The following is a 25,241-nucleotide window of genomic DNA, read 5'->3' as shown; positions in this document are numbered from 1 at the left end:
TCGTAACGGATTAGGAAAGGAGCGACACCATGGGTGAAGGTACTGGACGCGGTGAATCGCTGAGCATCTGGTTTTTCGTAGGCATCATGACGTTGGCTTACGGAGTTGTATTGCTGCCCTACGGCGCGTGGGCGTGGTTTGGACATCACGAGGCCCCCACTGTGCTGAACAACCTCCATCCCACCTTCTGGTGGGGGCTGCTGCTGACGGCGTTCGGCGGTTTCTACACGGCGCGTTTCCGTCCGAAGTCGGGCGACAAGAATCGCGCTTAACTTTTCACGCTACATCCTCGGACGAAGCCTGCAGGGGCTTCGCTCCAGTGATATATTTCGACTGTTGCATGTAAAGCGATTGGCTCGCAATGACGAGGGATCGCGGTAGTTCCAAGGATTTCTGACCATGCGTCTCCTCGTATGTTCCGCATTGTTCGCGCTGTCGGTCGCAACGGCAGCGGCGCAGGCCCCGGCGGCGGCTCCCTACCTCAACACGAAGCTCACGCCCGAAGCGCGTGCGCATGATCTTGTCTCGCGCATGACGCTTGAAGAAAAGGCGGAGCAGAGCCTGAACACTGCGCCAGCGATTCCGCGCCTCGGCGTGCCGGCATACGACTATTGGAGCGAAGGCCTGCACGGCATGGCGCGCTCGGGCTATGCGACTCTGTTCCCGCAGGCGATCGGTATGGCCGCGACGTGGAACGCGCCGCTGGTGAGCAAGATCGGCGAGGTCGTCTCGACAGAGGCGCGCGCGAAGTTTAACGATGCGGTCGCGCACAATGTGCACAGCATCTACCTCGGTCTTACGATCTGGTCGCCGAACATCAACATCTTCCGTGACCCGCGCTGGGGCCGTGGTCAAGAGACCTACGGCGAAGACCCGTTCCTCACCGGCCAGCTTGGGTTGAACTTCATCCGCGGCCTGCAGGGGCCGGACCCGCTGCATCCGCGCTCGGTGGCAACGCCGAAGCACTTCGCCGTGCATAGCGGCCCGGAGAACGATCGCCACCGCTTCAACGTAGAGCCTTCGCAGCATGATCTGTGGGACACGTATCTGCCGCAGTTCCGCACCGCGATTGTGGAGGGCAAGGCTGACTCGATCATGTGCGCGTACAACGCACTCTACGGCAAGCCTGCGTGCGCGAGCGATCTACTGCTCGGCAAGATCCTGCGCGATGACTGGAAGTTCACGGGTTTTGTGACCTCGGACTGCGGCGCTGTCGATGACTTCTTCGAGAAGACCGCGCACCGCTACTCCAAGGACGCGGCGCATGCGTCGGCGGCTGGCATCCTCGTCGGCACAGACACCAACTGCGGTACCACGTACAAGACGCTGCCGCAGGCCGTGAAGCAGGGCCTGGTGAGCGAGGCTGACATTGATCGCTCTATCGAGCGCTTGTTCGTCGCGCGCATTCGCCTAGGCTTGTTCGACGCACCTTCGAGCTACGCGTACGGTCGCATCCCTTACAGCGAAGACCGCTCGCCCGCACATCTCGCGATGGCACGCAAGGCCAGCGAAGAAGCGATGGTGCTGCTGAAGAACGATGGCATTCTGCCGTTGGCTCCGGGCCGCTATAAGACGATCGCGGTGATCGGTCCGAACGCCGCGTCGCTTGCTGGGCTCGAAGGCAACTACAACGCTGTGCCGAAGGATCCGCAGCTTCCGGTCGATAGCTTCCGCAAGGCGTTTCCCGCGTCGAAGATTCTCTACTCTCAGGGGTCGTCGTATGCGGACGGCGCTCCGCTCACCGTGCCGAGCACGGTGCTGCATCCTTCAGCCGATTCGCAGGTGGAAGGCCTGAAGGCCGAGTACTTCGCGGGTGACGAGACCGATGTTGCGAAGAGCTTCGCGAAGTCACCGGTGACCACACGCGTCGATCCTATCGTGGACTTCGACTGGAATTATGCTGCTCCGGTGGCTGGGCTCAAGCCGCAGAAGTTTGCGGTGCGTTGGAGCGGCGTGATCACGCCGCCAAGCGCAGGCGACTACGAGTTCAACATGCGCCTCGCGCATTGCTATCCGTGCCACGACAACGAGCACTTCACCGTGAAGATCGACGGCAAGCAGGTCGATAGCTACGACGTGCGCGACCCTGAATATCGCGAGACCACGACGCCGCGCTTCGATGTGCACTTTGCCGATACGATGCCGCATGCGGTGGTGATCGAGTACACGCACGATGCGCCGCTCTACGGCGCGGGTCTCCGCTTCGAGTGGGTTCCTAAGCCCGCGCTGATGCAGGATGACGCGGTGACGAAGGCCAAGCAGTCGGACTTGATCGTCGCGATGATGGGCCTGTCGCCTGATCTTGAGGGTGAAGAGCTGAAGGTGAAGCTTGAAGGCTTCGACGGTGGCGATCGCACGGACATCAAGCTGCCTGCAAGCCAGGAGAAGCTGCTACAGGCGCTCGCCGCAACGGGCAAGCCGATGATCGTTGTGCTGCTCAATGGTTCAGCGCTTGCGGTGAACTGGGCGAACGATCACGCGAACGCGATCCTCGATGCGTGGTACCCCGGCGAGTTCGGCGGCGCGGCGATCGTCGACACGCTGAAGGGCATCAACAACCCGGCAGGCCGCTTGCCGATCACCTTCTATCGCGGCGTCGATGAGCTTCCGAGCTTCAGCGACTATGCGATGAAGAACCGCACCTATCGTTACTTCACAGGCGAGACGCTCTATCGCTTCGGCTACGGGCTCAGCTACACGACGTTCGCCTATTCGCCCGTAAAGCTTTCGACGAAGAAGCTTGCCGCAGGCAACACCCTGACCGCGGAAGTGACAGTGACAAACACCGGCAAGCGCGCGGGTGATGAAGTGGCTGAGCTTTACCTGATGCCGCCTGCGGGCAGCAACGGCGGACTCTCTCCGAAGCTCGCGCTCGAAGGCTTCCAGCGCGTTTCGCTGGCGCCGGGTGCGAAGAAGACGCTGACCTTCACGCTTGATCCGCGTCAGCTTTCGCAGGTAGATGCCGCGGGACGCATCTCCGTGCAGCCTGGCGAGTACAAGCTGAGCATCGGCGGCTCGCAGCCGGACGATGCGAACGCGAAGACGAAGGCGCAGAGCGCAACGTTTGAAATCGAGGGCTCGATGGCGCTCGAACACTAAACAGATTTCTTCCTGCGACGCGCCGACGCGCTGCCGCACACGAGTTTTCGTCGCCTCCCCGCGACATCAACCCTTTGGAGACAACCCATGGCAGACACCGTATTCAGCAAATTTGAAACCGTAAAGTTTGAAGGCCCCGACAGCACCAACCCGCTTGCGTATCAGTACTACGACGCCGACCGCGTCGTGCTGGGCAAGCCGCTCAAGGAGCACTTGCGTTTCGCCGTGGCCTACTGGCACTCGCTCGCGATGAACGGCAGCGACCCGTTCGGTGGCCCGACGATCAACCGTCCGTGGAGCGGCGCTGGCGACCCCATCGCGCTCGCAAAGGTGAAGGCCGATGCAGCGTTTGAACTCTTCCGCGTGCTCGATCTGCCGTTCTACTGCTTCCACGATGCGGACATCGCGCCGGGCGGCGCAACGCTTGCAGAGACACTCAAGAACTTCCACACCATCGTCGACTACCTCGGCGAAAAGCAGCAGAGCTACAGCACGAAGCTACTCTGGGGTACGGCGAACCTCTTCTCGCATCCGCGCTTCATGGCCGGTGCTTCGACGAACCCCGACCCTGAAGTCTTCGCATGGTGCGCTGCCACCGTGAAGCATTGCATGGACGCAACCGTGCAGCTTGGCGGCGCGAACTACGTGCTCTGGGGCGGTCGTGAAGGCTACGAGACGCTGCTGAACACCGACATGAAGCAGGAGCTCGAGCAGATGGGCCGCTTCCTCACGCTCGTCGTGGACTACAAGCACAAGATCGGTTTCAAGGGCCAGATCCTGCTCGAGCCGAAGCCGAAGGAGCCGACCTCGCACCAGTACGACTTCGACGCAGCGACCTGCTACGGCTTCCTCAAGCGTTTCGGCCTGGAGAACGAAGTGAAGCTCAACCTCGAAGCCAACCACGCGACGCTCGCGGGCCACAGCTTTGAGCATGAGATCGCAACGGCTGGCTCGCTCGGCATTCTCGGCTCGCTGGACATCAACCGCGGCGACGCGCTGCTCGGTTGGGACACCGACCAGTTCCCGAACGACCTGTGGACGATGACGATGAGCATGTATCACGTCATCAAGGCGGGTGGTCTCGGTCTGGGCGGTTGCAACTTCGATGCGAAGGTGCGTCGTCAGAGCTTCACGGAGGAAGATCTCATCCACGCACACGTAGGTGGTGTGGACCTCTGCACGCGCGCGTTCCTCACGGCAGCCAAGCTGATCGAGAGCAAGACGTACGACGCGATCCTCGACGAGCGTTACGCTGGATGGAAGACGCCGGAGGCGCAGGCGATGTTCACGGGCAAGCTGTCGCTCGAGCAGATCGCTGCGAAGGCCGAAGCCGACGCCATCAACCCGCAGCCGCGTTCGGGCAAGCAGGAGCGCATCGAGAACCTGCTCGCTCGTTCGATCTACACCGACAAGCTCTAAGGAGCGTTGCTGTGATGAAGCAGCACTTCACTCGACTCACCCTCGCTGCGTTGCTTCCGTTGATGTTGACGGCGGCGGCGCAGCGAGTTTCTGCGCAGGCACCCACGCAAGGCGCATACGCGACCGGGCAGTATCGCAACCTTCTCGCAGAAGCCGGCTACAGCGAGAAGCAGATCGACGCGCGCGTTGAGAGCACCTTCCAGCAGCTCTTCCACGGCGACAAGCAGACACAGGCTGTCTACTACGAGACCGGCAGCAATGCGAACGGCAAGCTCGCGTACATCACCGACGTGGCGCATCACGACGCGCGCACCGAGGGCATGAGCTACGGCATGATGATTGCCGTGCAAATGAACCGCAAGGAAGAGTTCGACGCGCTGTGGAATTGGGCGAACACCTATATGCGCATCACCGATCCGCAGAACCCTTCGATGGGCTACTTTGCGTGGTCGATGAACACCGATGGCACAGCGAACTCGACCGGTGCGGCCCCGGACGGCGAAGAGTACTTCGTGATGAGCCTCTACTTCGCGGCGCATCGCTGGGGCAACGGAAAGGGCATCTACAACTATCAGCAGCAGGCTGATGAACTGCTGCATACGATGCGTCATCATCCGGTCGTCACGCGTACGCGGCCGTTTCGCATTCATCCGAACGATCCGCTGTTCGAGCACCGCGACAAGAACGGCAACGTGCGGCATGATGTCATCACCGCAGGTCCGATGGTGGATGAGCAGCGCGCGATGATCCTGTTCGTGCCGGAGGCACAGCGATCGTTCACGGATCCGAGTTATCACTTGTCGCATTTTTATGAGCTGTGGTCGAAGTGGGGGCCGAAGGGAGATCGTGCTTTCTGGGCGCGCGCGGCGGAGACGAGCCGTAAGTTCTTCACGCAAGCAACTAACGCAAAGACCGGCTTGGCCTCAGACTATGCGAGCTTTGATGGCACGCCGCAGTCGACGAAATGGAATCCGAACTCGGCGACATTCAGCTTCGACGCATGGCGCACGGCGAGTAACTGGTCCGTCGACCAAGCCTGGTTTGCGGCGAATCCAGATGCGCCCGTGTTGAGCGATCGCATTCAGGGCTTCTTTGCTTCGCAGGGCATGAAGACATTTCCCGATCACTACGAAGTCGATGGCAAGCCTCTGTCGCACGGCCATGCACCGGGGCTCGTTGCGACCACGGCCGTTGCGGGGCTTGCGGCAACGAATGCCGTGCAGCGCAAAGCCTTCGTGCAACTGCTTTGGGACACACCCGTTCCTTCGGGAACGGACCGCTACTACGACGGCATGCTGTACATGATGAGTATGCTGCACGTGAGCGGTCGCTTCCGCATCTGGCAGCCGAATGCGGCGCCGGTTCACACTTCTTCTGCTCGTTGAGCGAAAGGTCGCCTCCGTGTTTTCTCTCTCCAGACGATTCGCGTTTCCGCTCATGGTGGCGGCAGTGTTTTCCGTTGCTCCTCGAGCGCATGCATTGGGCGAAGAGCGTTTGATTCGCACAGCCCAAACAGCGAAAAGCTTCACGCTGGAAGCGAAGGGCAAGGCCGCGCCGATCATCGTGAGCAGCGATGACTGGCCAGGCGTGCAACATGCAGCGGACGAGTTCGCGCAGGATGTGCAGCGCGTTACGGGCGCGCTGCCAACGCGTAGCGCGCAGGCGAGCGATGTGGATGCAGTGCTCGTGGGCACCATGGGCCACTCATCGTTGATCGACGACCTCGTTCGCAGCGGGAAGCTGTCAACGGCCGGTGTTGCAGGGCAGTGGGAAGCGGGTGTGACCGAGGTCGTCGAAAATCCGATGCCCGGCGTGAAGCGTGCGTTGGTGATCGCTGGCGCGGACAAGCGAGGCACGATCTTCGGCCTCTACACGTTGTCGGAGCAGATAGGTGTTTCGCCCTGGTACTGGTGGGCGGATGTGCCGGTGAAGACGCACGATGCGCTGTATGTGAAAGCGGGCCGCCACGTGATGGCGACGCCTGCGGTGAAGTATCGCGGCATTTTTCTCAACGACGAAGCGCCTGCGCTGACGAACTGGGCGCAGGAGAAGTTCGGCGGCAAGAACAGCAAGTTTTATACGCATGTGTTTGAGTTGTTGCTGCGTTTACGCGCGAATTATCTGTGGCCCGCGATGTGGGACAACGCGTTCAACGAAGACGATCCGCTGAACCCGAAGCTCGCTGATGAGTATGGCATCGTGATGGGTACGAGCCATCATGAGCCGATGATTCGCGCGCAGAAAGAGTGGCACAAGCATGGCACCGGCGAGTGGGATTACACGACGAACAAGGATGTGCTGACGAAGTTCTGGACCGAAGGCATCGCGCGCAACAAGGAGTACGAGAGCACGATCACGATCGGTATGCGCGGCGATGGTGATATGGCGATGAGTGCGAGCGCGAACACGAAGCTGCTCGAAGGCATCGTTGCCGACCAGCGCAAGATCATCGCCGAGAAGGCTGACCCGAAGGTGAAGAACCCACAGATCTGGGCGCTCTACAAAGAGGTGCAGGAGTACTACGAGAAGGGCATGCGCGTGCCCGATGATGTGACGCTGCTGTGGTGTGATGACAACTGGGGCAACAATCGCCGTTTGCCTACGGCGGCCGAGCGCAAGCGTCCCGGTGGCGCGGGCATCTACTATCACTTCGATTATGTGGGCGATCCGCGCTCGTATAAGTGGCTCAACGTTACGCCGATCACGAAGGTGTGGGAGCAGATGCATCTCGCGCTGCAGTATGGCGCGGACCGCGTATGGATTGTGAACGTCGGCGACTTGAAGCCGATGGAGTTTCCCATCGAGTTCTTCCTCACGATGGCGCGCGATCCGAAGCTGTGGGACAAGGACCATCTGCAGCAGTACACCGATGCCTGGTCAGCGCGTGAGTTCGGTGCGGAGCACGGTGCAGAGATCGGCGAGTTGATCTCCGGCTACTCGAAGCTGAATCGCCGCCGCACGCCGGAGTTGCTGGAGCCCGAGACGTACTCGTTCACCGAAGGCCATGAAGCGGATCGCGTACAGGCAGAGTGGGCAGCGCTGGTGAAGAAGGCCGATGCGGTGCGCACACAGTTGCCGCAGGAGTATCAAGCGGCATACTTCGAGCTGGCGTACTACCCGGTGAAGGCTTCGGCCGTGGTGAACGACATGATGTTCGCCGCAGGACGCAATCATCTGTATGCGAAGCAGGGACGCGCGAGCGCGAACCACTGGGCTGATGTGACGCGTTCGTTGTTCGCAGAGGATGCGAAGCTCAGCGCAGAGTACAACGGTCTGCTCGATGGTCGTTGGAACCACATGATGGACCAGACGCACCTTGGTTATTATGCGTGGTTCGATCCACCGCGCAACATCATGCCTGCGGTCTCGCAGGTGGATGTGCCACAGACGACGCAGTTGGGTGTGTATCCCGAAGGTGGTGCGGGCAAGTACATGCACAAGCCGCTCCCCGAGTTTGACTCTGTGAACCGGCAGACACGCACAATCGATCTTGGCCTGATGGGCACGAAGCCTGTGAGCTTCACGGCCACCACCTCTGCGCCGTGGATCGTGCTGAGCAAGATGAGCGGCGACGTGGTCAGCGATGAGGCGATCGCGGTGAGTATCGATTGGTCGAAGGCCCCGAAGGGCCGCAGCGAGGGAAGCGTAACGATCACTGACAGCACGCATAACGCGACCAAGGTGATGCTCAACGCGAACAACCTTGCTCATACACGTGGCTTCGTGGAAGACGCCGGTGCCGTGACGATCGACGCAGCGCAATTCATGGAAAACGATGCAGCGAGCGGCGTGCGTTGGGAGGTGCTGCCTGACTTCGGCGAAACGCGTTCAGGTATCGAGAGCTTTCCTGTGCTCGCGCCGAGCACGGAGAAGCTGAACGAGCAGGCGTGCGTGAGCTATGAGTTCACACTGACGAGCGCAGGTACGCGCACGCTGGAGACGATCCTCGCGCCGACGCTGCCGTTCCAGCCGGACCATGGCCTGCGCTTCACGGTGGGTCTTGATCATGCCGCCGCAATCACTGCGGATATGTGGCCAAAGCTTACCGACGAGGAGTGGCGCAAGGCAGTAAGTGATGGCGTACGGCGCGTTTCCGTGCCGCTGGGCGAATTGGCCGCAGGCGCGCATACGATGCATGTTTGCCGCGTGGATGCTGGCGTAGTGTTGGAGCGCTTTGTGATCTACGGCGAGCATCGACCGGGCGAATACCTCGGGCCGATAGAAAGCGCGGTGGCGAAGCCGTAATTCGGGCCTCCAGAAAGCAGAGGGAACTTATCCCCACGGATGTGCGTATCGATTTGTATTGGCGCACAACGTGGAAGCGGGTAAGGTGGTCGTCAACGACTCTGTCTGCAAAATCTGGAGGTATCTGTGTCGCTTCGCATTGAAGGGATTTCGAAGACCTACGCTAACGGCGTAAAGGCTCTGCAAAACCTCAGCCTGAATATCGGCAACAACATGTTCGGCCTGCTGGGGCCGAACGGCGCAGGTAAGTCGACGCTGATGCGTACGATTGCGACACTGCAGGAGCCCGACCAGGGCGCCATCTGGCTGGACGACATCAACGTGCTGCAGAACAAGGACGCCGTGCGACGCACGCTCGGCTATCTGCCGCAGGAGTTCGGTGTGTACCCGAAGATGTCCGCCGTGGACATGCTGAATCACCTCGCGGTGATGAAGGGCATCACCAACGCGGGCGAGCGCAAAGACCAGGTGGAAGCACTGCTGCGGCAGACGAACCTCTGGGACGTTCGTAAGAAAGCGCTCAGCGGGTACTCCGGCGGCATGAAGCAGCGCTTCGGCATCGCGCAGGCACTGCTCGGCAAGCCGCGCTTGATCATAGTGGACGAGCCGACCGCAGGCCTCGATCCGGCAGAGCGCAATCGCTTCCTCAATCTGTTGAGCTCCATCGGCCGCGACACCGTTGTCATTCTATCCACGCACATCGTGGGCGATGTGAAGGAACTTTGCCCGCGCATGGCGATCATCGCCGGCGGACGCGTGCTGCTCGAAGGCGCGCCGAACGAAGCGTTGAGCGCGATCGAAGGCCGCATCTACTGCAAGCAGGTGAACAGCCAGGAGGAGATGGCCGAGGTGGAGCAGAACTTCGACATGATCTCCACGCACATGGCCGGCGGCGCGCACCAGGTGCGCGTGTACGCGGAGACCGCTCCGGGCGAGGGTTTCGTGCAGGAGCCGGGCGATCTCGAAGACGTGTACTTCCTCAACCTCAAGCGTCACCAAACAGCCAAAGCCTAAGCGCAAGGAGAAACGATGAGCCTCTTTCTCAGCTTTCTTGCCTTCGAGCTGAAGCTTCGCTTGAAGAGCATTTCGACGTATGTGTACTTCTTCGTCTACGGCCTGATCGGATTCCTCTCGGTCGCGGCTTCTGACTCGTTCTCGTTTGTGGGCGCGGGCAAGGTGATGCTCAACGGGCCATACGCCACGCTGCAGATGATGATGAACATGTCGTTCTTCGGCATCCTGCTGCTGGCGGGCATCTTCGGTCCGTCGATCCTGCGAGACTTCCAGCAGAACACGTATCAACTGCTCTTCACGAAGCCGATCTCGAAGTTCGCGTATCTCGGCGGGCGTTGGCTGGGTTCCATTCTGACGACGATCGTGGTCTTCGCGGGCATGATCTTCGGCCAGATACTGGGCTGCTTTGCGCCATGGGCTGACCACGATCGCATCCTCCCGATCACAGGGCACCTGCTGCTGCTTACGCTCAAGCTCTTCCTCGACTATCCGGTCGTGCAGATCTTTTTCATCGGCAGCTTGTTCTTCCTGATCGCCGCGCTCACGCGCAACATCGTCGTGGTCTATCTGCAGGGTGTGGCGTTGTTTGCGGTGTATCTCATTCTGCTCACGGCAGTGATCAGCACGCGCAGCCTTGATCTCACGGTTCCGGGCACTTTCGACCCCATCGGCTTCATCACCGTGCGTTCGTTTGCGCGCTACTGGACGGTCGCGGAGCAGAACACCTTGATCCCGGTGTGGAGCGGCGTCTTCCTTTGGAACCGCTTGCTCTATCTCGGCATCGGTGCGCTCTGCGTGCTCGCGACGTATCTCTTCTTCCCCATGCGTGCTGAAGGCCTTGGCGCGAAGGCGAGCAAGAAGAAAATGAAGGAGGACGAGGAGAAGGAAGGTCCGCCACGTCCGCGCTTTCATATTGAGCTGCCGAAGGTGCATCAATACTTCGGCGCAGGCACGCGCTTTGCGCAGTTCACCAGCCTGACATCCCTGCGCGTTCGCAACATCGTGAAGGAGATTCCGTTCTGGGGCATCACGTTGGTGATGATCATCAACACGATGTCGAACAGCCACTTCGCGGGTAAGGTCGGCGAGGTGGATGTTTGGCCGGTGACCTCGCTGATGGTGCAGACGGTGGAGGGAAGCTCGCTGCTGTTCCTCTACATCGTGGCTGCGATGTATGCGGGCGAACTGGTGTGGCGCGAACGCGATGTACGCTTTGCGCAGATTCACGACGCGCTGCCCATGGGCGAGTGGGAGGACTGGTTTAGCCGCTTCGCTTCGATGGCAGTCGTGCAGGTGGTGCTGCTGGTCGTCGTGATGCTCTGCGGCATCCTCAGCCAGATCATTGCGGGCTACTACCACTTCGAGTTGCTGGAGTACTTTCAGGAGCTCTTCATCGTCACGTTCACAAGCGTGGTCACCTTCTGCTTCTTTGCGCTGCTGGTGCAGAGCCTGGTGAGCAACAAGTATCTCGGCCACGCAATCTGCGTTGCGTTCGCGATCGTGCCAAACTTCATTTCGGGTAGTGGGTTCATCGACCGCCTCTACCTCTTCAACAACAACACGCCGTACCAGTACTCGGACATGAACGGCTATGGCCACTTCAAGGCGGGGTTGTTCTGGTCGCTGGCGTACTGGCTTTTCTGGACGTTGATGCTGGTAGCCGTGGGCATGATGCTTTCGCCGCGCGGCACGGATGTGACGTGGCGCAATCGTCTGCGTTATGCGGGACAACGCAAACGCACGTTGCTGCCTTGGGCTGTTGGATTCGGTGCGCTGACGTTGGCTTCGGGAGTGTGGTTCTTCTACAACACGCACGTGCTGAACTGGTATCACACCGCGAAGTATGACCGTCACCTGCAGGCGGAGTACGAGAAGAAGTACAAGAAGTATCAGCAGCTACCGCAGCCGAAAATTGTCGCCGTCGATACGAAGGTGGACATCTTCCCGTATCAGCGCGGCTTCGATGCGTTCGGCACCTACTACCTGAAGAACAAGACGAACGTTGCGATCAGCGACATTCATCTGACCGATGGCAACCGCAGCTTCTACGCGGCGAGCTTCGATCGTCCCAGCACGATGACGATGGAAGATAAGCTGATCGGCTATCGCATCTTCCACCTCGCCACGCCGTTGCAACCCGGTGAGACGATGCAGATGCACTTCCACGTCGGCTACGCGTCGCACGGCTTCCGCAACAACGGCGAGGCGGCGCAGCTTGCGTACAACGGCACGTTCTTTGACAGCTCCTACATGCCGGGCATTGGCTACAACCGCGGCGGGGAACTGGATAACCCGGTCTATCGTCGCGAGGAGAAGCTCGGCAAGTATCAGGAGCTTCCTCCGCGTGGCGATCCTTATTACTCGAACGTGAACCTCTTCACGCCGGACTCGGATTGGATCAAGTACCACACGATCGTCAGCACGAGCGACGATCAGATTGCGATCTCGCCGGGCTATCTGAAGCGCCAGTGGAAGGAAGGCAATCGCAACTTCTACGAGTACTCGATGGGCGACACGGAGACGCTCAACTTCTACGACTACAACTCGGGCCGTTACCTGGTGCGACGCGAGCCGTACAAGGGCATCAACATCGAGGTCTACTACGACAAGGCGCATCCGTATGACGTAGAGGACATGGTCGCGGCATCGAAGGCGGGCCTGGATTATCTGCAGGCGAACTTCGCACCGTTCCAGTTCAAGCAATACCGCATCATCGAGTTCCCGAGCTATCGCAGCTTCGCGCAGTCGTTCCCGAATACGATCCCTTTCTCGGAAGGCATCGGCTTCATCGGTCGCGTGGAGAAGCCGGGTGATATCGACTTCACCTACTTCGTCGTAGCGCATGAACTGGCGCATCAGTGGTGGGCGCATCAGATCATCGGCGGACAGGTGAAGGGCTCGAACATGATGAGCGAGAGCCTGGCCGAGTACTCCGCGCTGCGCGTTATGGAGAAGAAGTACGGCACGAAGAACATGCGCCGCTTCCTTCGTCATGAGCTCGACGGCTACCTGCGTGGGCGAGCGGGAGAAGTGCGGCACGAGCCGCCGATCACGCTGGTAGAGAACGAGCCCTATGTCTGGTATCAGAAGGGCTCGATGGTCTTCTACGCATTGTCGGATTACATCGGCGAGGACAAGCTGAACGCTGCGCTTAGCGGCCTGCTGAAGGAGTGGCGCTTCAAGGGGCCGCCGTATCCAGATACGCGCGACCTCGTGGCGGCGCTGCGCAAGACCACGCCGCCGGAGCTGCAGTATCTGGTGACGGACATGTTCGAGAAGATCACGCTCTACGACAACAAGGTGGAGAGCGTGAAGGTGACTCCGACGGCTGACGGCAAGTGGCAGGTCCACATGGTCGTGCAGTCCAGGAAGTTCTATGCCGATGGTGATGGCAAGGAGACGCGCCAGCCGCTGCATGACCTCATCGAAGTGGGCGCGGTCACCGGAGCCAAGGACCTCGAGGAGCCGATCCACGTGGAGAAGGTGTGGCTCACGCAGGAGCACACGCCGATTGACTTCGTGGTGGACAAGAAGCCGACGCGGGCCGGTATCGATCCGTTCAGCATCCTGATCGACCGCAACCCGGAGGACAACCTGATGGATGTGCCGAAGAACTAGCTCGGTGTGTCTCGCAAACAAAGAGGGAGCCGATTATGGCTTCCTCTTTATCGATAACCGCCCACCCACCCATGAACCACAGGAGTAAACACCCCGGTAAAGCGCTACTTGAGGTGTTAGCAGGTGGTAACCCCCTTGCCTCGGCACCCGACTGGTGTGGTGTAATAGAAACGTCGAGGCCCCCAAAAACCTCAAACGATCTACAGGAGTTTGCCCCAACCATGGCTAACACGAATATCCCCGTTGCAGAGCGTTCGCTGACCCCGGCTGAAGTTGCTGCTCTCGATCGCCGCCTTCGTCGTGGACATCTCTTCATCGTGATCGGCTTCCAGACCGCGCTCGTTGCGATCTTCGTCACGCTTTGGAGCGGACAGGATGCGCAGTACGGCCCCGGTTGGGTGCACCCGATGCTCTACTGGGACCTCCTGGTAGCCGCGGTTTCGGTCTTCTGCTTCCTGCGCGGACTTTCGCTGCGCCGCGGCCTGCCGGAGTTCTTCAGCTACTAAGCGGCTGTTCAACACCCCTGGTTTCGAGCAAAGCTCGCCAGCCGGCGGGCTTTTGCTACAAGTCATTCCTGATCTCGACTATGTTTCGTTTCCACCTCTACGCTCGCGAGCTCGACACCACCCGCCCCCTGTGGCAGCGGTGGGCGGCTGCGTTCGCGCTGGCGCTGGTGGCGATCATGGGAACGGCGCAGGCCGTGCACATCCACGGTGACCTGTTGCCAAGCAACAAGGTGCAGCTCCACGCGGCACCGGCGGACGCACTGAATGTTGGCGGCGAAGAGCGCTGCCCGCTGTGCGTCGCCATGCACACCACGCTGCCCGTCATGCCGGTGCAGTATGAAGTGATCGAAATGGTGGAGCACGTCACACCTATCGAAGAAGCCGAGATCGCCCGCGCGACGCTCTGGCATTCAGTCTGGTTCAGTAGACCTCCACCTGCATCCTCGTTCGTAAGCTAACGCCCTGCGAAGGGCCCCTCGTCTGCAAAGTCAGTCGTTGAGGGCGCTTCGCCATCCCTGCCGTTTGTGGTGTTCACATGCGTGCAGATGCGTTTCTTCCTGTTACGAAAAATTGAGGATTTCCCCATGCAGTTGCTCTCAGCGCGATTCCCGCGCCTGGCCTGGCGCACTCTTGTCGCCACCGTTGTCTTCCTTTGTGGTGCCGTCATCTCCGTTGCGCAGTCCGGCTCGGGCAGCGTCAACGGTTCCGTCGTCGACCCCAGCGGTGCCGTCGTTCCCGGCGCCACCATCACCATTCAGAGCCCCGTCAGCGGCTACTCGCGCTCGACCACTTCGGGGTCAGATGGCAGCTTCTCGCTGCCCAACCTGCCCTTCAACTCCTACATCGTCTTCGGCAAGATGAGCGGCTTTTCGCCCGCGCGTGCTGAGGTGGCGATCAACTCTGGCGTGCCGCGCGCCTTGAAGCTGACGCTGAACGTGGCCTCGGACACCACGACCGTCACCGTGGATGCGCCGGTCGATCTCGTCGAGAACGATCCGCACTTCCACACCGACATCGATCGCTCGGTCATTGACCGTATGCCGATCGAGAGCTCGACCAGCGGCCTCAGCGCGATCATTACGCAGTCGTCGCCCGGCGTGGCGGCGGACTCCAACGGACTGATGCACGGCCTCGGCGACCACGCGGAGAACTCGTTCTCCGTCGACGGCCAGCCCATCACCGATCAACAGAGCAAGGTGTTCTCCAACCAGGTTCCCGCATCGGCGATCCAGTCGCTCGAAGTGATCGATGGCGCACCGCCGGCGGAGTACGGCGACAAGACCTCGCTTGTGGTGAAGGCCACGACGCGCTCGGGCCAGGGCGTCACCACGCCGACCGGCAGCGCCTCGTTGCATTACGGCTCCTTCGGTTCCAGCAGCGCAGCGTTCGACGTCGCCTATGGCGGCAAGAAGTGGGGCGAGTTCTTCGCAGTGGACGGTCAGCAGACCGGCCGCTTCCTCGATGCGCCCGAGTTTGCCGTGATGCACGACAAAGGCAACGAAGCGAACATCTTCAACCGTTACGACTACCAGTTCAACAACAACGACTCCGTCCACCTGAACTTCCAGTACACGCGCTCATGGTTCCAGACGCCGAACACTTTCGCGAACCTCAACGTGCTCGACATGAACGGCAACAACGTGGGCAACACCGATCAGAAGTCGAAGATCGGCACCATCAACTTCTCGCCCTCGTGGACGCACGTGATCAACAACGACAGCGTCTTCAACATGGGCATGTACGTTCGTCGCGACGCCTATAACTACTACGGCAGCAGCAATCCGCTGGCGGACTACGTGGAAGCGCAGCAGCAGGAAGCCGTAAACCAGTCACGCTCGCTGCTGAACTGGGGCACTCATGCTGATGTTTCGTATTTGCACGGCATCCACAACGCGAAGCTCGGTGTGTCGTACGGCCAGACCTTCCTCGACGAGCACGACAACCTCGGCATCGTTGACCCCACGCTGAATGATCCGACGAGCGCAAGCTACGATCCCACGCTCGCACCGTATGACCTCACGCGCGGCGGCGGTTTCTATAGCTGGAACGGCCACACCGTCGTGAAGCAGTTCGCGGCGTACGCACAGGACTCGATGACGCTCGGCGCCTGGCAGTTGAACCTTGGCATCCGCGGCGATGTGTACAACGGCCTCACGATTCAGCGCATGCCGGAACCGCGTGCAGGCGTTTCGTACACCGTGCACAAGACCGGCACCGTGCTGCGTGCGAGCTATGCGCGTACGCAGGAAACGCCGTTCAACGAGAACCTCGTGCTCTCTTCGACAGGCTGCGCTGATCCGGTGATCTACGGCATCTTCCAGTCGATCTCCGGTTGCGCTTCGCAGGGTGTGACGCCGTTCAATCCCGGTTACCGCAATGAGTTCCACGCGGGTCTGCAGCAGGCGCTCGGCAAGCACTTCGTCGTGAACGCAGAGTACATCTGGAAGTACACGCACAACGCGTATGACTTCAGCGTGCTCGGCACGACGCCGATTACCTTCCCGATCGAGTGGCACAATTCGAAGATCCCGGGCTACGCGCTTTCGGCAACGCTGACCGACATCAAAGGTGTAAGCGTTCGCTTCAACGCATCAAGCGTGGCTGCGCGCTTCTTTAATCCGCAGATCGGCGGCGTGGGCGCCACGCCGGTAAGCACCAGCGTCGGCATCTCCAACGGCTTCGCGCCCTTCCGCATCGACCACGATGAGAAGTTCAACGAGACAACGAACGTGCAGTACAACATGCCGTTCCGCAAGAGCCTCTGGTACTCGATGAACTGGAAGTTCGACTCCGGTCTCGTCGCGGGCGCAGCGCCCTGCTACAACCCGAACGGCGTGAACACCGACTGCGATCCTGCAACGGCGATCACGATCAACGGACAGCCGGGCATCGACCTCAGCGGCCTCACGGCGGACCAGCAGTTCCAGGCGGGCCTTTCGTGCAACGGCGTTGCGGCAACTCCGACGAACGGCTTCCAGCAGTGCACGGTGGCGGGTCTCAAGTCCTCGCTGCTCAACCTGCCGGGCATCAACTCGGAAGACGCTGACCATAATCCTTCGCGTGTGCGCTCGCGCAACTTGTTCGACATGGCCCTGGGTGACGACAACATCGTTCACTTTGGCGCTACCGGTCGCTACAAGATTGCGGGCCGCGTCACGGCGATCAACGTGACGAACAAGTACGCGCTCTATAACTTCCTGTCGACGTTCTCGGGCACGCACTATGTGTCGCCGCGCACGATTACAGGTGAGATCGCGCTTCGCTTCTAACGCCCGTCCACAAACACACGAAAGCCCGCTCATCGAGCGGGCCTTCGTGCGTTCGCTTACTTCGCGCTGCAGGGAGGGAGGTTGTCTTTGCTGATGACGGGTGTAGGAGGCTTGTCCTTGAAGGTGACCGGCAAAGCCGTGAGCTTCGCAAGATCACTGCAGTTGCTCACGATAAACTCCCAGCAGATCACCTGACCCTGCACGAGTGCGCACGTCGCAGCAGCGTGCATCGGCTCGGGCATCTGCGGTGTTTCTACCGTGGCGTACACCATGCCTGCGTCGGCGTCGCCCATTTTGTAGGTGCGCGCATCGCTGAAGGAGGGCTTGCCGAGCTTGACGAGTCCTTCATTCAAGGATCCTTTGGCGAAGGTCGAGAGCTGGTCGGCGGTCGCCGCGAAGCCCATGCACTTCGGGTCAAGCTGCACGAGGATGAGAAGCTGAAGCCCTGACTCAAGACTCAGGCCCATGATCGGCATCGTCGTGCAACCGAGAGCCTCCTTCATCGCTCCCTCGGACTTTGCCTTCTCGGCATCAATCGCGCTGGACATATCTTGTGTCTGGAACGACGCAGGGTAGCTATAGTCGAGGCCGAGCTTCGCATCGTGGAAGGTCTTCGGCGAAGGTGCAGGCGTCATCGGAGCCGGCTTAGGCGTGGCTTGCTGCCAGGGCGCGAGCGCCAGCAGAAACAGCGTGAAGGGAACGATCATGATGCAGATGAGCGTATCACGCTACTTCTTCTTCAACAGATCTGGCGGGATGAGCGGCACTCCAACGCCTCGATCAACTACCCGGGTAAGTGAACTCCACTCCGCGCCGATCGTCGTGAAACGTGTTCGTGGGTAACGCGGTAAAGCGGCTCACGTCATCGGGGATCGCAGCCACAGGTTTGTGGTTGCCGAAGCGAATGGGCATGGCCGCGAGCGTACGTGCACGCGCTGCGTTGTAGGAAATGAAAACCATGCAGGTCAGGTCGTCCTTCGTCGGAAAGCAGGTTGACTCGCCGAAGAGTATGCCGTGGCTTGCCAACGCGTACACATTGCCGACGGTCGTTGCCGCAGTGCGGTCGTCGAGCGTGTAGTCCATCGGCGAAGCCATCGCTTCGGTGCCGAGATTGCGTAGCATCGCTCGCAGCAGCGACTGCGCCGTGGAACGCGTCTTGCTCAGCGAAACCGGATGCTGGTTGAGGCACTCGGCGTTGTAGCGATACACCTGCACACGCCGCACGGAGAGCGTGTCGTATGCGATCAGCCGCACCTCCGTGCAGGGGTTACCGCTCTTGGACTTGTCCTTGCTCTCTTTGTTCCAGCGCTCTACAAGGTCGGTGCGTGAGCGCACGCCGTCCGGCAGATCGAAGCTCAGATCGCCGTCTTCGAGCACGACGTGGCTGGGCCCGAAGACCGGTGCCGACGGAGTGCCTGCAGCGTTCGCGCTGGCGTGCGAAACGGCGGTTTGTGGCGGAGGAGCAGGCGCCGCTGCAGGTTGTTGAGCGAACGCAAAAAGAAGCACGCTGAGGGCAAGCATCATGGGAATGTTCTGAGCATACTCGCATCGCGCTCTGCTACCCTCATGGCTGTGCGTAAAGGGCTCAACCCGAAGATGATGCGTCGCGGAGCGGCGGGAGTTTTGCTGCTTGGCGGCATTGTCGCCGGCGCGCAGCAGTTTGTGGCAACGCGTCCGGTCTCGCCGGCCTCACGCGCCGAGCAGATCATTCAGGCGCTCGATCTCCGCCCGCAGACGCGCGAAGGCGGTCTCCGTGGAGTGATCGGCCGCACCATGCCGGAGACATTGATCGACGGCAAGGCGATGGCCGTGCAGAGCCGCAACTACGACATGCTGACGAGCGCTCTGCCGATCCGCTATCTGCATCGGCTTGAGTCGGAAGAGACACACATCCTCGTTGAAGGCGGCCCGGTGGAGGTCTTTGTGATCTGTCCCAGCGGACGCACGGAGCGCGATGTCATGGGCCGTGACTACGGGCCCGTCGAAGATGCTGTGGTGCCTGTGCCTGCCGGTTGCTGGCAGGCGGCGAAGCTGTTGCCCGGCGCAGAGTTCGCGCTGATGGTCAGCACGCAGGCGCCCGAATGGCGCAGCGATCATCTTCACATCGGCGCAGGCCCCGAGTGGATTCGCCACCACGAGCGCAAAGGCACGTGGGCAACGCCCGAGCTGCTGCGCGAGCTGATCGGCCCGAACTGGCAGCCGTAGGTCAAGCAACAACGGGGCCCCACTCTCGATTCTTGGCGATGTGGGTTTGCAGCATGTTCAGGTGATTGGAGACGGTTTGAGACTGCGATGCAACGCGCACCGTGCCGTGAGACTTCGTAAAACGACTCGCAATGAAACGGATGAGGCACGGGCGGTATTTCAGCCCTGACACTCAACACCGCAAAATGGAGAAGGGCCTTCGAACCCTGCGGTGATGCTTGCGTTCGTGTCCTACCGCAGCGGCTAAAGCCGGCCGCGAAAAGCCGAAGCGGCGTCAGGGCTAAAGCCCTGACCTACCGTTCGTGCTCTGGCCGCAGATCATTCTGACGGCTCTCGTCGCGTTTACTTACGCTTCCAGCGCACGCCGTCCTTCGAGTCCTCGAGGAGGATGCCCTTCTCGAGCAACTCGTTGCGAATCGCATCCGCACGCGCGAAGTTCCGCGAACGCTTGGCTTGCGTTCGCTCGGCGACCAGCGCGTCGATGTCGGCATCGGTCAGCGAACCCGCACCGAACTGCGCCACCACTTCAGCGGCAGCTTCGTCGATGCGGCCTTCAGCCTCGGCCCACGCCAGCGCGGCCTTCGTGAGTTCCGCATCGTTGTCGACCAGCACGGCGAAGACAGCGTCGAACTGCTCCAGCAGTGCGAGCGTCGCATCGGCATCGGCCTTGGTCAACTTGTTCGCATCGGCCGCAGCGTTCACGGTGCGCAGCACGTCAAAGATCGCGGCACGCGCTTCCGCGGTGTTCAGGTCGCTGTTCAGCGCGGCGAGATAGTCCACGCCGCCCTTGGCGATCGTCTCTGCCACGGAGGCGTTCTCCGCAGGCGCATCGGGCCACGTGCCCTTCGCGATGCGCTGGTGGAATGTGCGCAGACGCTCGATCGCATTCGTCGATTCCGTCAGGCCATCGAAGGTGAAGTTCATCTGATGGCGGTACGGCACGGAGAGCAGCAGGAAGCGGATCGCCGAAGCTCGGTAGCCCTTCAGCAGCAAGTCGCGGAGCGTGTAGAAATTGCCTTCGCTCTTCGACATCTTCTTGCCTTCAACGAGCAGGAAACGCACGTGGAACCAGTGGCGTGCGAACGGCTCGTGCGACGCGCACTCGCTTTGTGCGATCTCGTTCTCGTGGTGCGGGAACATCAGGTCTTCGCCGCCAGCGTGCAGATCGAACGATGGCCCAAGGTACTTCATCGCCATCGCCGAGCACTCGATGTGCCAGCCGGGACGGCCCTCGCCCAGCGGCGTCTGCCATGAGGTTTCGCCAGGCTTTACAGCCTTCCACAGCGCGAAGTCACGCGCGGCATCCTTGTCGTATTCGTCCACGTCCACGCGCGCGCCGTCTTCGATACCTTCAAAGTCCTTCTTCGACAGCTTGCCGTAGTCAGGGAACTTCGCGATGCGGAAGTACCACGAGCCGTCCGGCCCTTTGTAGGCAATGTCTTCGCTGGCCAGCTTCTCGATGAGCGCGACCATGTCGTCGATGCTCTCGGTCGCGCGCGCCACCTGCTCGGGGCGCTCGACGCCAAGCGCATCCATGTCTTCAAAGAACGCTTTCTCAAACTTCGCGGAGTACTCGTTGATCGGCTTGCCTGCGATGCCCGCGTTGCGAATGATCTTGTCGTCCACGTCCGTGATGTTCATCACGTGCTTCAGCGCAAGGCCATTCAGACGCGCGACGCGGCGCAGTACATCCACATGCAGAAAGGTGCGGAAGTTGCCGATGTGGCCGTAATCGTAGACCGTGGGGCCGCAGCAGTAGAAGCGAAAGGTCTGGCCGTCGACGGCGAAGAGTGGTTCGATTTTGCCGGAGAGAGTATTGAAAAGTTGAACGGGCAAGGTCAGGGTCTTTCGCGTGGGCTGGGGCGCGGAGAAATGCGCAACATCTTTTATTTTAGCGGTTCGCAGGGCTTAGCCAAGCCGTAACTGCGGCGTCGGCTCGAGCGTATCTTCAGCGAAGTGTCCGGCGACGAGTTTCGGCCACGCCGCGGCGGCGATCATCGCTGCATTATCGGTCGAAAGCGCGATCTGCGGAAAGGCGATTGGCAGCTTCGAGACCTGTGCGGTGTTCGTCATCGTTGTGCGAAGTTCGCTATTCGCGGAAACACCGCCGGAGACCACGATCGCCTTTGCGCCGAACTCCTCGGCCGCGGCGAAGGTGTGGCGCACGAGGTTCTTCACCACCGCGTTCTGGAAGCTGGCGATGAGGTCGAGCGTCGGCTGGTCGAACTCCGCGCGCACAGCGGCGAAGGCCTCGGCGTTCGAGGGCTTCTGCGTCAGCAGGCCGCGTTCGCGCAGGCTCTGCTCGCGCTCGGCGATGCGCGAACCCATGTGGTGGACCTCGGTGTAGCGGCGCACGGCGGTCTTCAGGCCGGAGAAGCTGAAGTCAAAACGCTGCGCGTCATCGTCTTCACCCGCAAGCTTCGGCGCGCTCTTGCCGGTGACCTTCTGCTTGATCTGCGTGAACGGGAAGAGGCTGCGGTCGGCCGTGCCGAGCTTCGCAAGCGCGTCCATCCACGGGCCACCGGGGTAGGGCAGGCCGAGCAGCTTGGCGACCTTATCGAAGGCCTCGCCCGCAGCGTCATCTACGGTGCGACCGACGTTGCGATAGCGCCATGTGCCTTCGAGCCGTTCTGCAAGATAGAGGTGCGTATGTCCGCCCGAAACCACGAGCGCCAGCAGTGGCGAGACCGCGGCAAACTGCTCGTTCGCTTCCATCAGCACTGCATGAATGTGGCCTTCGAGGTGGTTCACCGCAATCAACGGACGGTCTGCCGCAAAGGCCGCGGCCTTTGCGTACGTGATGCCGACCAGCAACGCACCCGCAAGGCCTGGGCCCTCGGTCACGGCGATCGCGTCGAGGTCGGCATAGCTCACGCCCGCTTGCTGCAAGGCTTCGCGCACCACCGGCACGATGGCGCGCAGATGCTCGCGACTGGCAAGCTCCGGCACCACGCCGCCGTAGTTCACATGCACCAGCTGCGAGGCGACAACGTTCGACAGCACCTCGCGCCCCTCGCGCACGACCGACGCGGAGGTTTCATCGCAGGAGCTTTCGATACCGAGAATGAGCTTGCTGTGCACCATCATCTATCGTAGCTCTTGAGAGCATCTGAGTTCCTATGTCGCGCCTCGAACATCCTCGTCTTTCGGATCCCCGCTACCGTGCCGCGCTCGCCGTCGTGGAGCGCCTGCGCGCGCATGGCTTTGAGGCTGTCTTCGCAGGTGGTTGCGTGCGCGATCTGCTGCTGGGCGTGGCGGCGAAGGATTACGACGTGGCCACAAGCGCGCGTCCAGAGCAGGTGCAAGCGCTTTTCCCGAACAGCAACGCCATCGGCGCGCACTTCGGCGTGGTGCAAGTCGTTGGCAAGATCGAGGACGAACGCATCGCGACCGAAGTAGCGACCTTCCGCCATGACGGCGCGTACAGCGACGGTCGCCGTCCGGAAGCGGTACAGTATGCGACCAGCGCCGCAGAGGATGTCGCGCGGCGCGACTTCACCATCAACGGCTTGCTGCTCGATGTGGCGAGGTTCGAAGCCGGTGCGACGCTCGAAGCGAGCGTGCTGGATTACTGCGGTGGCATCGCGGATCTGTGTGCAGGTGTCGTGCGCGCAATCGGTGATCCCGCGCGGCGCTTCGACGAAGACAAGTTGCGTCTGCTGCGTGCGGTGCGATTCGCCGCGCGGTTGAACTTCGTGATTGAGCCGCAGACCTTCGCGGCGATGCAGCGTGAAGCCGCGAACATCGAGCAAGTCTCGAAGGAGCGCATCGCGAATGAGTTGACGTTGATCCTCACGCAGGGCCACGCGCGCCGCGGCCTGGAGTTGTTGGACGCAAGCGGTTTGCTGCAGCATGTGCTGCCCGAGGTCTCTGCAATGCATGGCGTCGAACAGCCGCCGCAGTACCACCCCGAAGGCGATGTGTGGGTGCACACGCTGATGTTGCTCGAGCACTTGCCTGTGGGCGCGAGTGCGACGTTGGCATGGGGCATGTTGCTGCATGACGTCGGCAAGCCCGCGACGTTTACGCCGCCGGACCCAGCGAAGCTGGGCGATCGCATCCGCTTCAATGGTCATGCAGAACGTGGCGTTGAGATCGCGCGAGAGATCCTGAACCGCTTGCGCTTCTCGAACGAAGCGAAGGAGCAGATTCTCGCGCTGGTGAAACACCACATGCAGTTTGGCGAGGTGGAGAAGATGAAGCCCTCGACGCTAAAGCGCTTTCTCCGCATGCCGCAGTTTGACGAGCATCTGGCGCTCCACTATGCCGACGTGATGAGCGCGCATCGCATCCTCGGCGCGTACGCATACGCGAAGCATCACTACGAAAACAGCGAAGAAGAAGCGCTGCGACCGGCGTTGTTCATCACGGGCGCGGAGTTGATCGCAAGTGGCCTGAAGCCGGGGCCCGAGTTCAAGCAGATCCTTACAGCAGCCGAGGACGCGCAGCTTGAGGGCCAGTTTGCCTCGCAGGAAGAAGCGCAGGCGTGGCTTGCGCGGTTCCTCGCACAGGGGGCAGCATCGAAGGAGCAGGGGAGCGGTACATGAGTTTCGACGCAGAGGTCATCATCATCGGCGCAGGCATGGCGGGGCTCGCTGCCGCGCGCGCACTGGCGGAGCGCAACGTGCGCGTGCTGGTGCTCGAAGCTCGTCAACGCGTCGGCGGCCGCATACTCTCGCACCCAACCGCAGAGGGTGATGTTGTCGAGCTAGGCGCGGAGTTTGTGCACGGTCGCACGCCGGAGTTGTGGGCGCTGATCGCTGAAGCCGGCGTCCAGACCACGGAGCGCGAAGGTCGCATGTTGCGCGAAGAAGATGGCAAGCTCGTCGATGACGATGATCGCGCCGACACAATTTTCTCGCCCATCGAGGCCTTTGAGAACTGGCAAGGCGAGGACGTGCCCTTTGCCGCATGGCTTCGCACGCAACAGCTCCCCGCAGAGCAGGCGGAGGCGCTCGTGAGCTACGTCGAGGGATTCAACGCTGCGATTTCCGAACGCATCGGCGTACTCTCGCTCGGTGCGCAGCAGAAGGCCGAGGACGAGAGCGAAGGCTATCGCGCCTGGCACGTGCGCGGTGGTTATGCGCAGCTCGCGGAGTATCTGCTCGCTCGGTGCCGCGAACTCAAGGTGGAGGTGCGCTTTGAGGCCGTGGTGCAGGGTCTGCGTTGGGAAGCAGGCGCCGTCGAAGTCGCGACCTCAGCAGGCGCGTTCCGCGCACCTCGCTGCATCGTGACGCTGCCGCTCGGCGTTCTGCAGCAGGTGAATGGCGCAGATGGCATTACGATTACGCCGGAGCCGACAGCGATCGCGCAGGCGCGGCGCCTGGCGATGGGCGATGCGTTCCGCTTCACAATGGTCTTCCGTTCAGCATGGTGGCTGCACTCTCAGTTGGCCAAGCGGGCGGCGCTTGAGGAGATGAGTTTCTTCTTCACCGAAGGTGCCACGCCGAGCGTGTGGTGGACCGCGCACCCGGAGGTCGAAGCGCATCCCACGCTCACCGGCTGGGTCGGTGGCCCGCGTGCACAGGCGCTACAGGGGCGCAGCGCAGCGTCGATCACCGACGACGCCTCTGCGCAGCTGGCGAAGACGTTCGGCATCCCCGAAGCGGTAGTGCGCGAAGAGTTGCTTTCGGTGCACCTGCATGACTGGTCGGCCGATCCTTTCGCGCGCGGGGCTTACAGCTACGTGCCTGCAGGCGCCATCGACGCACCGCAGCGCATGACGCAACCTGAGGCCTCGACGCTCTACTTCGCAGGAGAGCATACTGACGTTACTGGCCATTGGGGCACGGTCCACGCCGCGCTGCGCAGCGGTCTGCGCGCGGCACAACAGGTTCTGGGCGAGGCATAGGACCGCACCGCCAAG

At 61.3% G+C, this 25,241-nt stretch carries 17 protein-coding genes; 13 read left to right on the top strand and 4 right to left on the bottom strand.

Translation table 11 applies throughout. The annotated features are described in order from the left end of the window. The first annotated feature begins 29 nt into the window (after positions 1-29). The 10 genes from OHL11_RS00485 (at position 30) to OHL11_RS00440 (ending at position 17,170) form a co-directional block, all read left to right on the top strand. A complete protein-coding gene (locus tag OHL11_RS00485; RefSeq protein ID WP_263369508.1) occupies positions 30-272 on the top strand; it encodes a hypothetical protein in 243 nt (80 codons plus the stop codon). Positions 273-399: 127 nt separating this feature from the next. Further along, positions 400-3,099 carry a glycoside hydrolase family 3 C-terminal domain-containing protein gene (locus OHL11_RS00480; RefSeq protein ID WP_263369507.1) on the top strand — a complete coding sequence of 900 codons (2,700 nt, stop codon included), beginning with the start codon at positions 400-402 and terminating at the stop codon, positions 3,097-3,099. Positions 3,100-3,186: 87 nt separating this feature from the next. Next, complete coding sequence (xylA, locus tag OHL11_RS00475) at positions 3,187-4,518, top strand: xylose isomerase (RefSeq protein WP_263369506.1); 1,332 nt, start codon at positions 3,187-3,189, stop codon at positions 4,516-4,518. Positions 4,519-4,532: 14 nt separating this feature from the next. Then, on the top strand, positions 4,533-5,903 hold the full coding sequence (locus OHL11_RS00470; protein ID WP_263369505.1) for a glycosyl hydrolase family 8: 1,371 nt from the start codon (positions 4,533-4,535) through the stop codon (positions 5,901-5,903). A gap of 109 nt (positions 5,904-6,012) precedes the next feature. Continuing rightward, on the top strand, positions 6,013-8,763 hold the full coding sequence (locus OHL11_RS00465; protein WP_263369504.1) for a glycosyl hydrolase 115 family protein: 2,751 nt from the start codon (positions 6,013-6,015) through the stop codon (positions 8,761-8,763). 126 nt (positions 8,764-8,889) lie between these two features. Next, positions 8,890-9,777 carry an ABC transporter ATP-binding protein gene (locus tag OHL11_RS00460; RefSeq protein ID WP_263369503.1) on the top strand — a complete coding sequence of 296 codons (888 nt, stop codon included), beginning with the start codon at positions 8,890-8,892 and terminating at the stop codon, positions 9,775-9,777. Between the two features lie 15 nt (positions 9,778-9,792). Further along, the gene (locus OHL11_RS00455; RefSeq protein ID WP_263369502.1) at positions 9,793-13,395 is read left to right on the top strand and encodes a M1 family aminopeptidase; all 3,603 of its coding nucleotides are present in this window, start codon (positions 9,793-9,795) and stop codon (positions 13,393-13,395) included. A gap of 221 nt (positions 13,396-13,616) precedes the next feature. Next, positions 13,617-13,901 carry a hypothetical protein gene (locus tag OHL11_RS00450; RefSeq protein WP_263369501.1) on the top strand — a complete coding sequence of 95 codons (285 nt, stop codon included), beginning with the start codon at positions 13,617-13,619 and terminating at the stop codon, positions 13,899-13,901. A gap of 80 nt (positions 13,902-13,981) precedes the next feature. Then, positions 13,982-14,359: a hypothetical protein gene (locus OHL11_RS00445; protein ID WP_263369500.1), complete on the top strand. Its 378-nt coding sequence runs from the start codon at positions 13,982-13,984 to the stop codon at positions 14,357-14,359. Positions 14,360-14,485: 126 nt separating this feature from the next. After that, entirely contained in the window at positions 14,486-17,170 is a 2,685-nt protein-coding gene (locus tag OHL11_RS00440) for a TonB-dependent receptor (protein ID WP_263369499.1), read from the top strand. Between the two features lie 56 nt (positions 17,171-17,226). On the opposite strand, the gene OHL11_RS00435 is transcribed toward OHL11_RS00440, so the two are convergent. Together OHL11_RS00435 and OHL11_RS00430 are read right to left on the bottom strand one after the other, a co-directional pair. Further along, the gene (locus OHL11_RS00435) at positions 17,227-17,877 is read right to left on the bottom strand and encodes a hypothetical protein (RefSeq protein ID WP_263369498.1); all 651 of its coding nucleotides are present in this window, start codon (positions 17,875-17,877) and stop codon (positions 17,227-17,229) included. Positions 17,878-17,950: 73 nt separating this feature from the next. Then, positions 17,951-18,694 (bottom strand): hypothetical protein, encoded by a 744-nt coding sequence (locus OHL11_RS00430; protein ID WP_263369497.1) that lies wholly within the window; start codon positions 18,692-18,694, stop codon positions 17,951-17,953. A 42-nt stretch (positions 18,695-18,736) separates the two neighbouring features. Between OHL11_RS00430 and OHL11_RS00425 the strand changes: the two genes are divergently transcribed. Continuing rightward, positions 18,737-19,375 (top strand): cupin domain-containing protein, encoded by a 639-nt coding sequence (locus OHL11_RS00425; RefSeq protein ID WP_263369496.1) that lies wholly within the window; start codon positions 18,737-18,739, stop codon positions 19,373-19,375. 342 nt (positions 19,376-19,717) lie between these two features. Here the strand turns inward: OHL11_RS00425 and cysS are convergent, their stop codons facing one another. After that, the gene (gene cysS / locus OHL11_RS00420) at positions 19,718-21,211 is read right to left on the bottom strand and encodes a cysteine--tRNA ligase (RefSeq protein ID WP_263369495.1); all 1,494 of its coding nucleotides are present in this window, start codon (positions 21,209-21,211) and stop codon (positions 19,718-19,720) included. Between the two features lie 72 nt (positions 21,212-21,283). Then, a complete protein-coding gene (gene tsaD / locus OHL11_RS00415; protein ID WP_263369494.1) occupies positions 21,284-22,462 on the bottom strand; it encodes a tRNA (adenosine(37)-N6)-threonylcarbamoyltransferase complex transferase subunit TsaD in 1,179 nt (392 codons plus the stop codon). A 32-nt stretch (positions 22,463-22,494) separates the two neighbouring features. Between tsaD and OHL11_RS00410 the strand changes: the two genes are divergently transcribed. Continuing rightward, positions 22,495-23,922 carry a CCA tRNA nucleotidyltransferase gene (locus tag OHL11_RS00410; protein WP_263369493.1) on the top strand — a complete coding sequence of 476 codons (1,428 nt, stop codon included), beginning with the start codon at positions 22,495-22,497 and terminating at the stop codon, positions 23,920-23,922. Next, on the top strand, positions 23,919-25,226 hold the full coding sequence (locus OHL11_RS00405) for a flavin monoamine oxidase family protein (RefSeq protein WP_263369492.1): 1,308 nt from the start codon (positions 23,919-23,921) through the stop codon (positions 25,224-25,226). Before OHL11_RS00410 ends, OHL11_RS00405 begins: the two co-directional genes overlap by 4 nt. The last annotated feature ends 15 nt before the right edge of the window (positions 25,227-25,241 follow it).

It is taken from the genome of Granulicella cerasi, from assembly GCF_025685575.1.
Classification (GTDB): domain Bacteria; phylum Acidobacteriota; class Terriglobia; order Terriglobales; family Acidobacteriaceae; genus Granulicella; species Granulicella cerasi.
This window is presented reverse-complemented; position numbering and strand designations above follow the sequence as displayed.

What these genes read in the sequence shown, in the direction of transcription:
- OHL11_RS00485 (WP_263369508.1), top strand. Translation starts at nt 30, where the DNA reads ATGGGTGAAGGTACTGGACGCGGTGAATCGCTGAGCATCTGGTTTTTC.
- OHL11_RS00480 (WP_263369507.1), top strand. Translation starts at nt 400, where the DNA reads ATGCGTCTCCTCGTATGTTCCGCATTGTTCGCGCTGTCGGTCGCAACG.
- xylA (WP_263369506.1), top strand. Translation starts at nt 3,187, where the DNA reads ATGGCAGACACCGTATTCAGCAAATTTGAAACCGTAAAGTTTGAAGGC.
- OHL11_RS00470 (WP_263369505.1), top strand. Translation starts at nt 4,533, where the DNA reads ATGAAGCAGCACTTCACTCGACTCACCCTCGCTGCGTTGCTTCCGTTG.
- OHL11_RS00455 (WP_263369502.1), top strand. Translation starts at nt 9,793, where the DNA reads ATGAGCCTCTTTCTCAGCTTTCTTGCCTTCGAGCTGAAGCTTCGCTTG.
- OHL11_RS00450 (WP_263369501.1), top strand. Translation starts at nt 13,617, where the DNA reads ATGGCTAACACGAATATCCCCGTTGCAGAGCGTTCGCTGACCCCGGCT.
- OHL11_RS00445 (WP_263369500.1), top strand. Translation starts at nt 13,982, where the DNA reads ATGTTTCGTTTCCACCTCTACGCTCGCGAGCTCGACACCACCCGCCCC.
- OHL11_RS00440 (WP_263369499.1), top strand. Translation starts at nt 14,486, where the DNA reads ATGCAGTTGCTCTCAGCGCGATTCCCGCGCCTGGCCTGGCGCACTCTT.
- OHL11_RS00435 (WP_263369498.1), bottom strand. Translation starts at nt 17,877, where the DNA reads ATGATCGTTCCCTTCACGCTGTTTCTGCTGGCGCTCGCGCCCTGGCAG.
- OHL11_RS00430 (WP_263369497.1), bottom strand. Translation starts at nt 18,694, where the DNA reads ATGATGCTTGCCCTCAGCGTGCTTCTTTTTGCGTTCGCTCAACAACCT.
- OHL11_RS00425 (WP_263369496.1), top strand. Translation starts at nt 18,737, where the DNA reads ATGGCTGTGCGTAAAGGGCTCAACCCGAAGATGATGCGTCGCGGAGCG.
- tsaD (WP_263369494.1), bottom strand. Translation starts at nt 22,462, where the DNA reads ATGATGGTGCACAGCAAGCTCATTCTCGGTATCGAAAGCTCCTGCGAT.
- OHL11_RS00410 (WP_263369493.1), top strand. Translation starts at nt 22,495, where the DNA reads ATGTCGCGCCTCGAACATCCTCGTCTTTCGGATCCCCGCTACCGTGCC.
- OHL11_RS00405 (WP_263369492.1), top strand. Translation starts at nt 23,919, where the DNA reads ATGAGTTTCGACGCAGAGGTCATCATCATCGGCGCAGGCATGGCGGGG.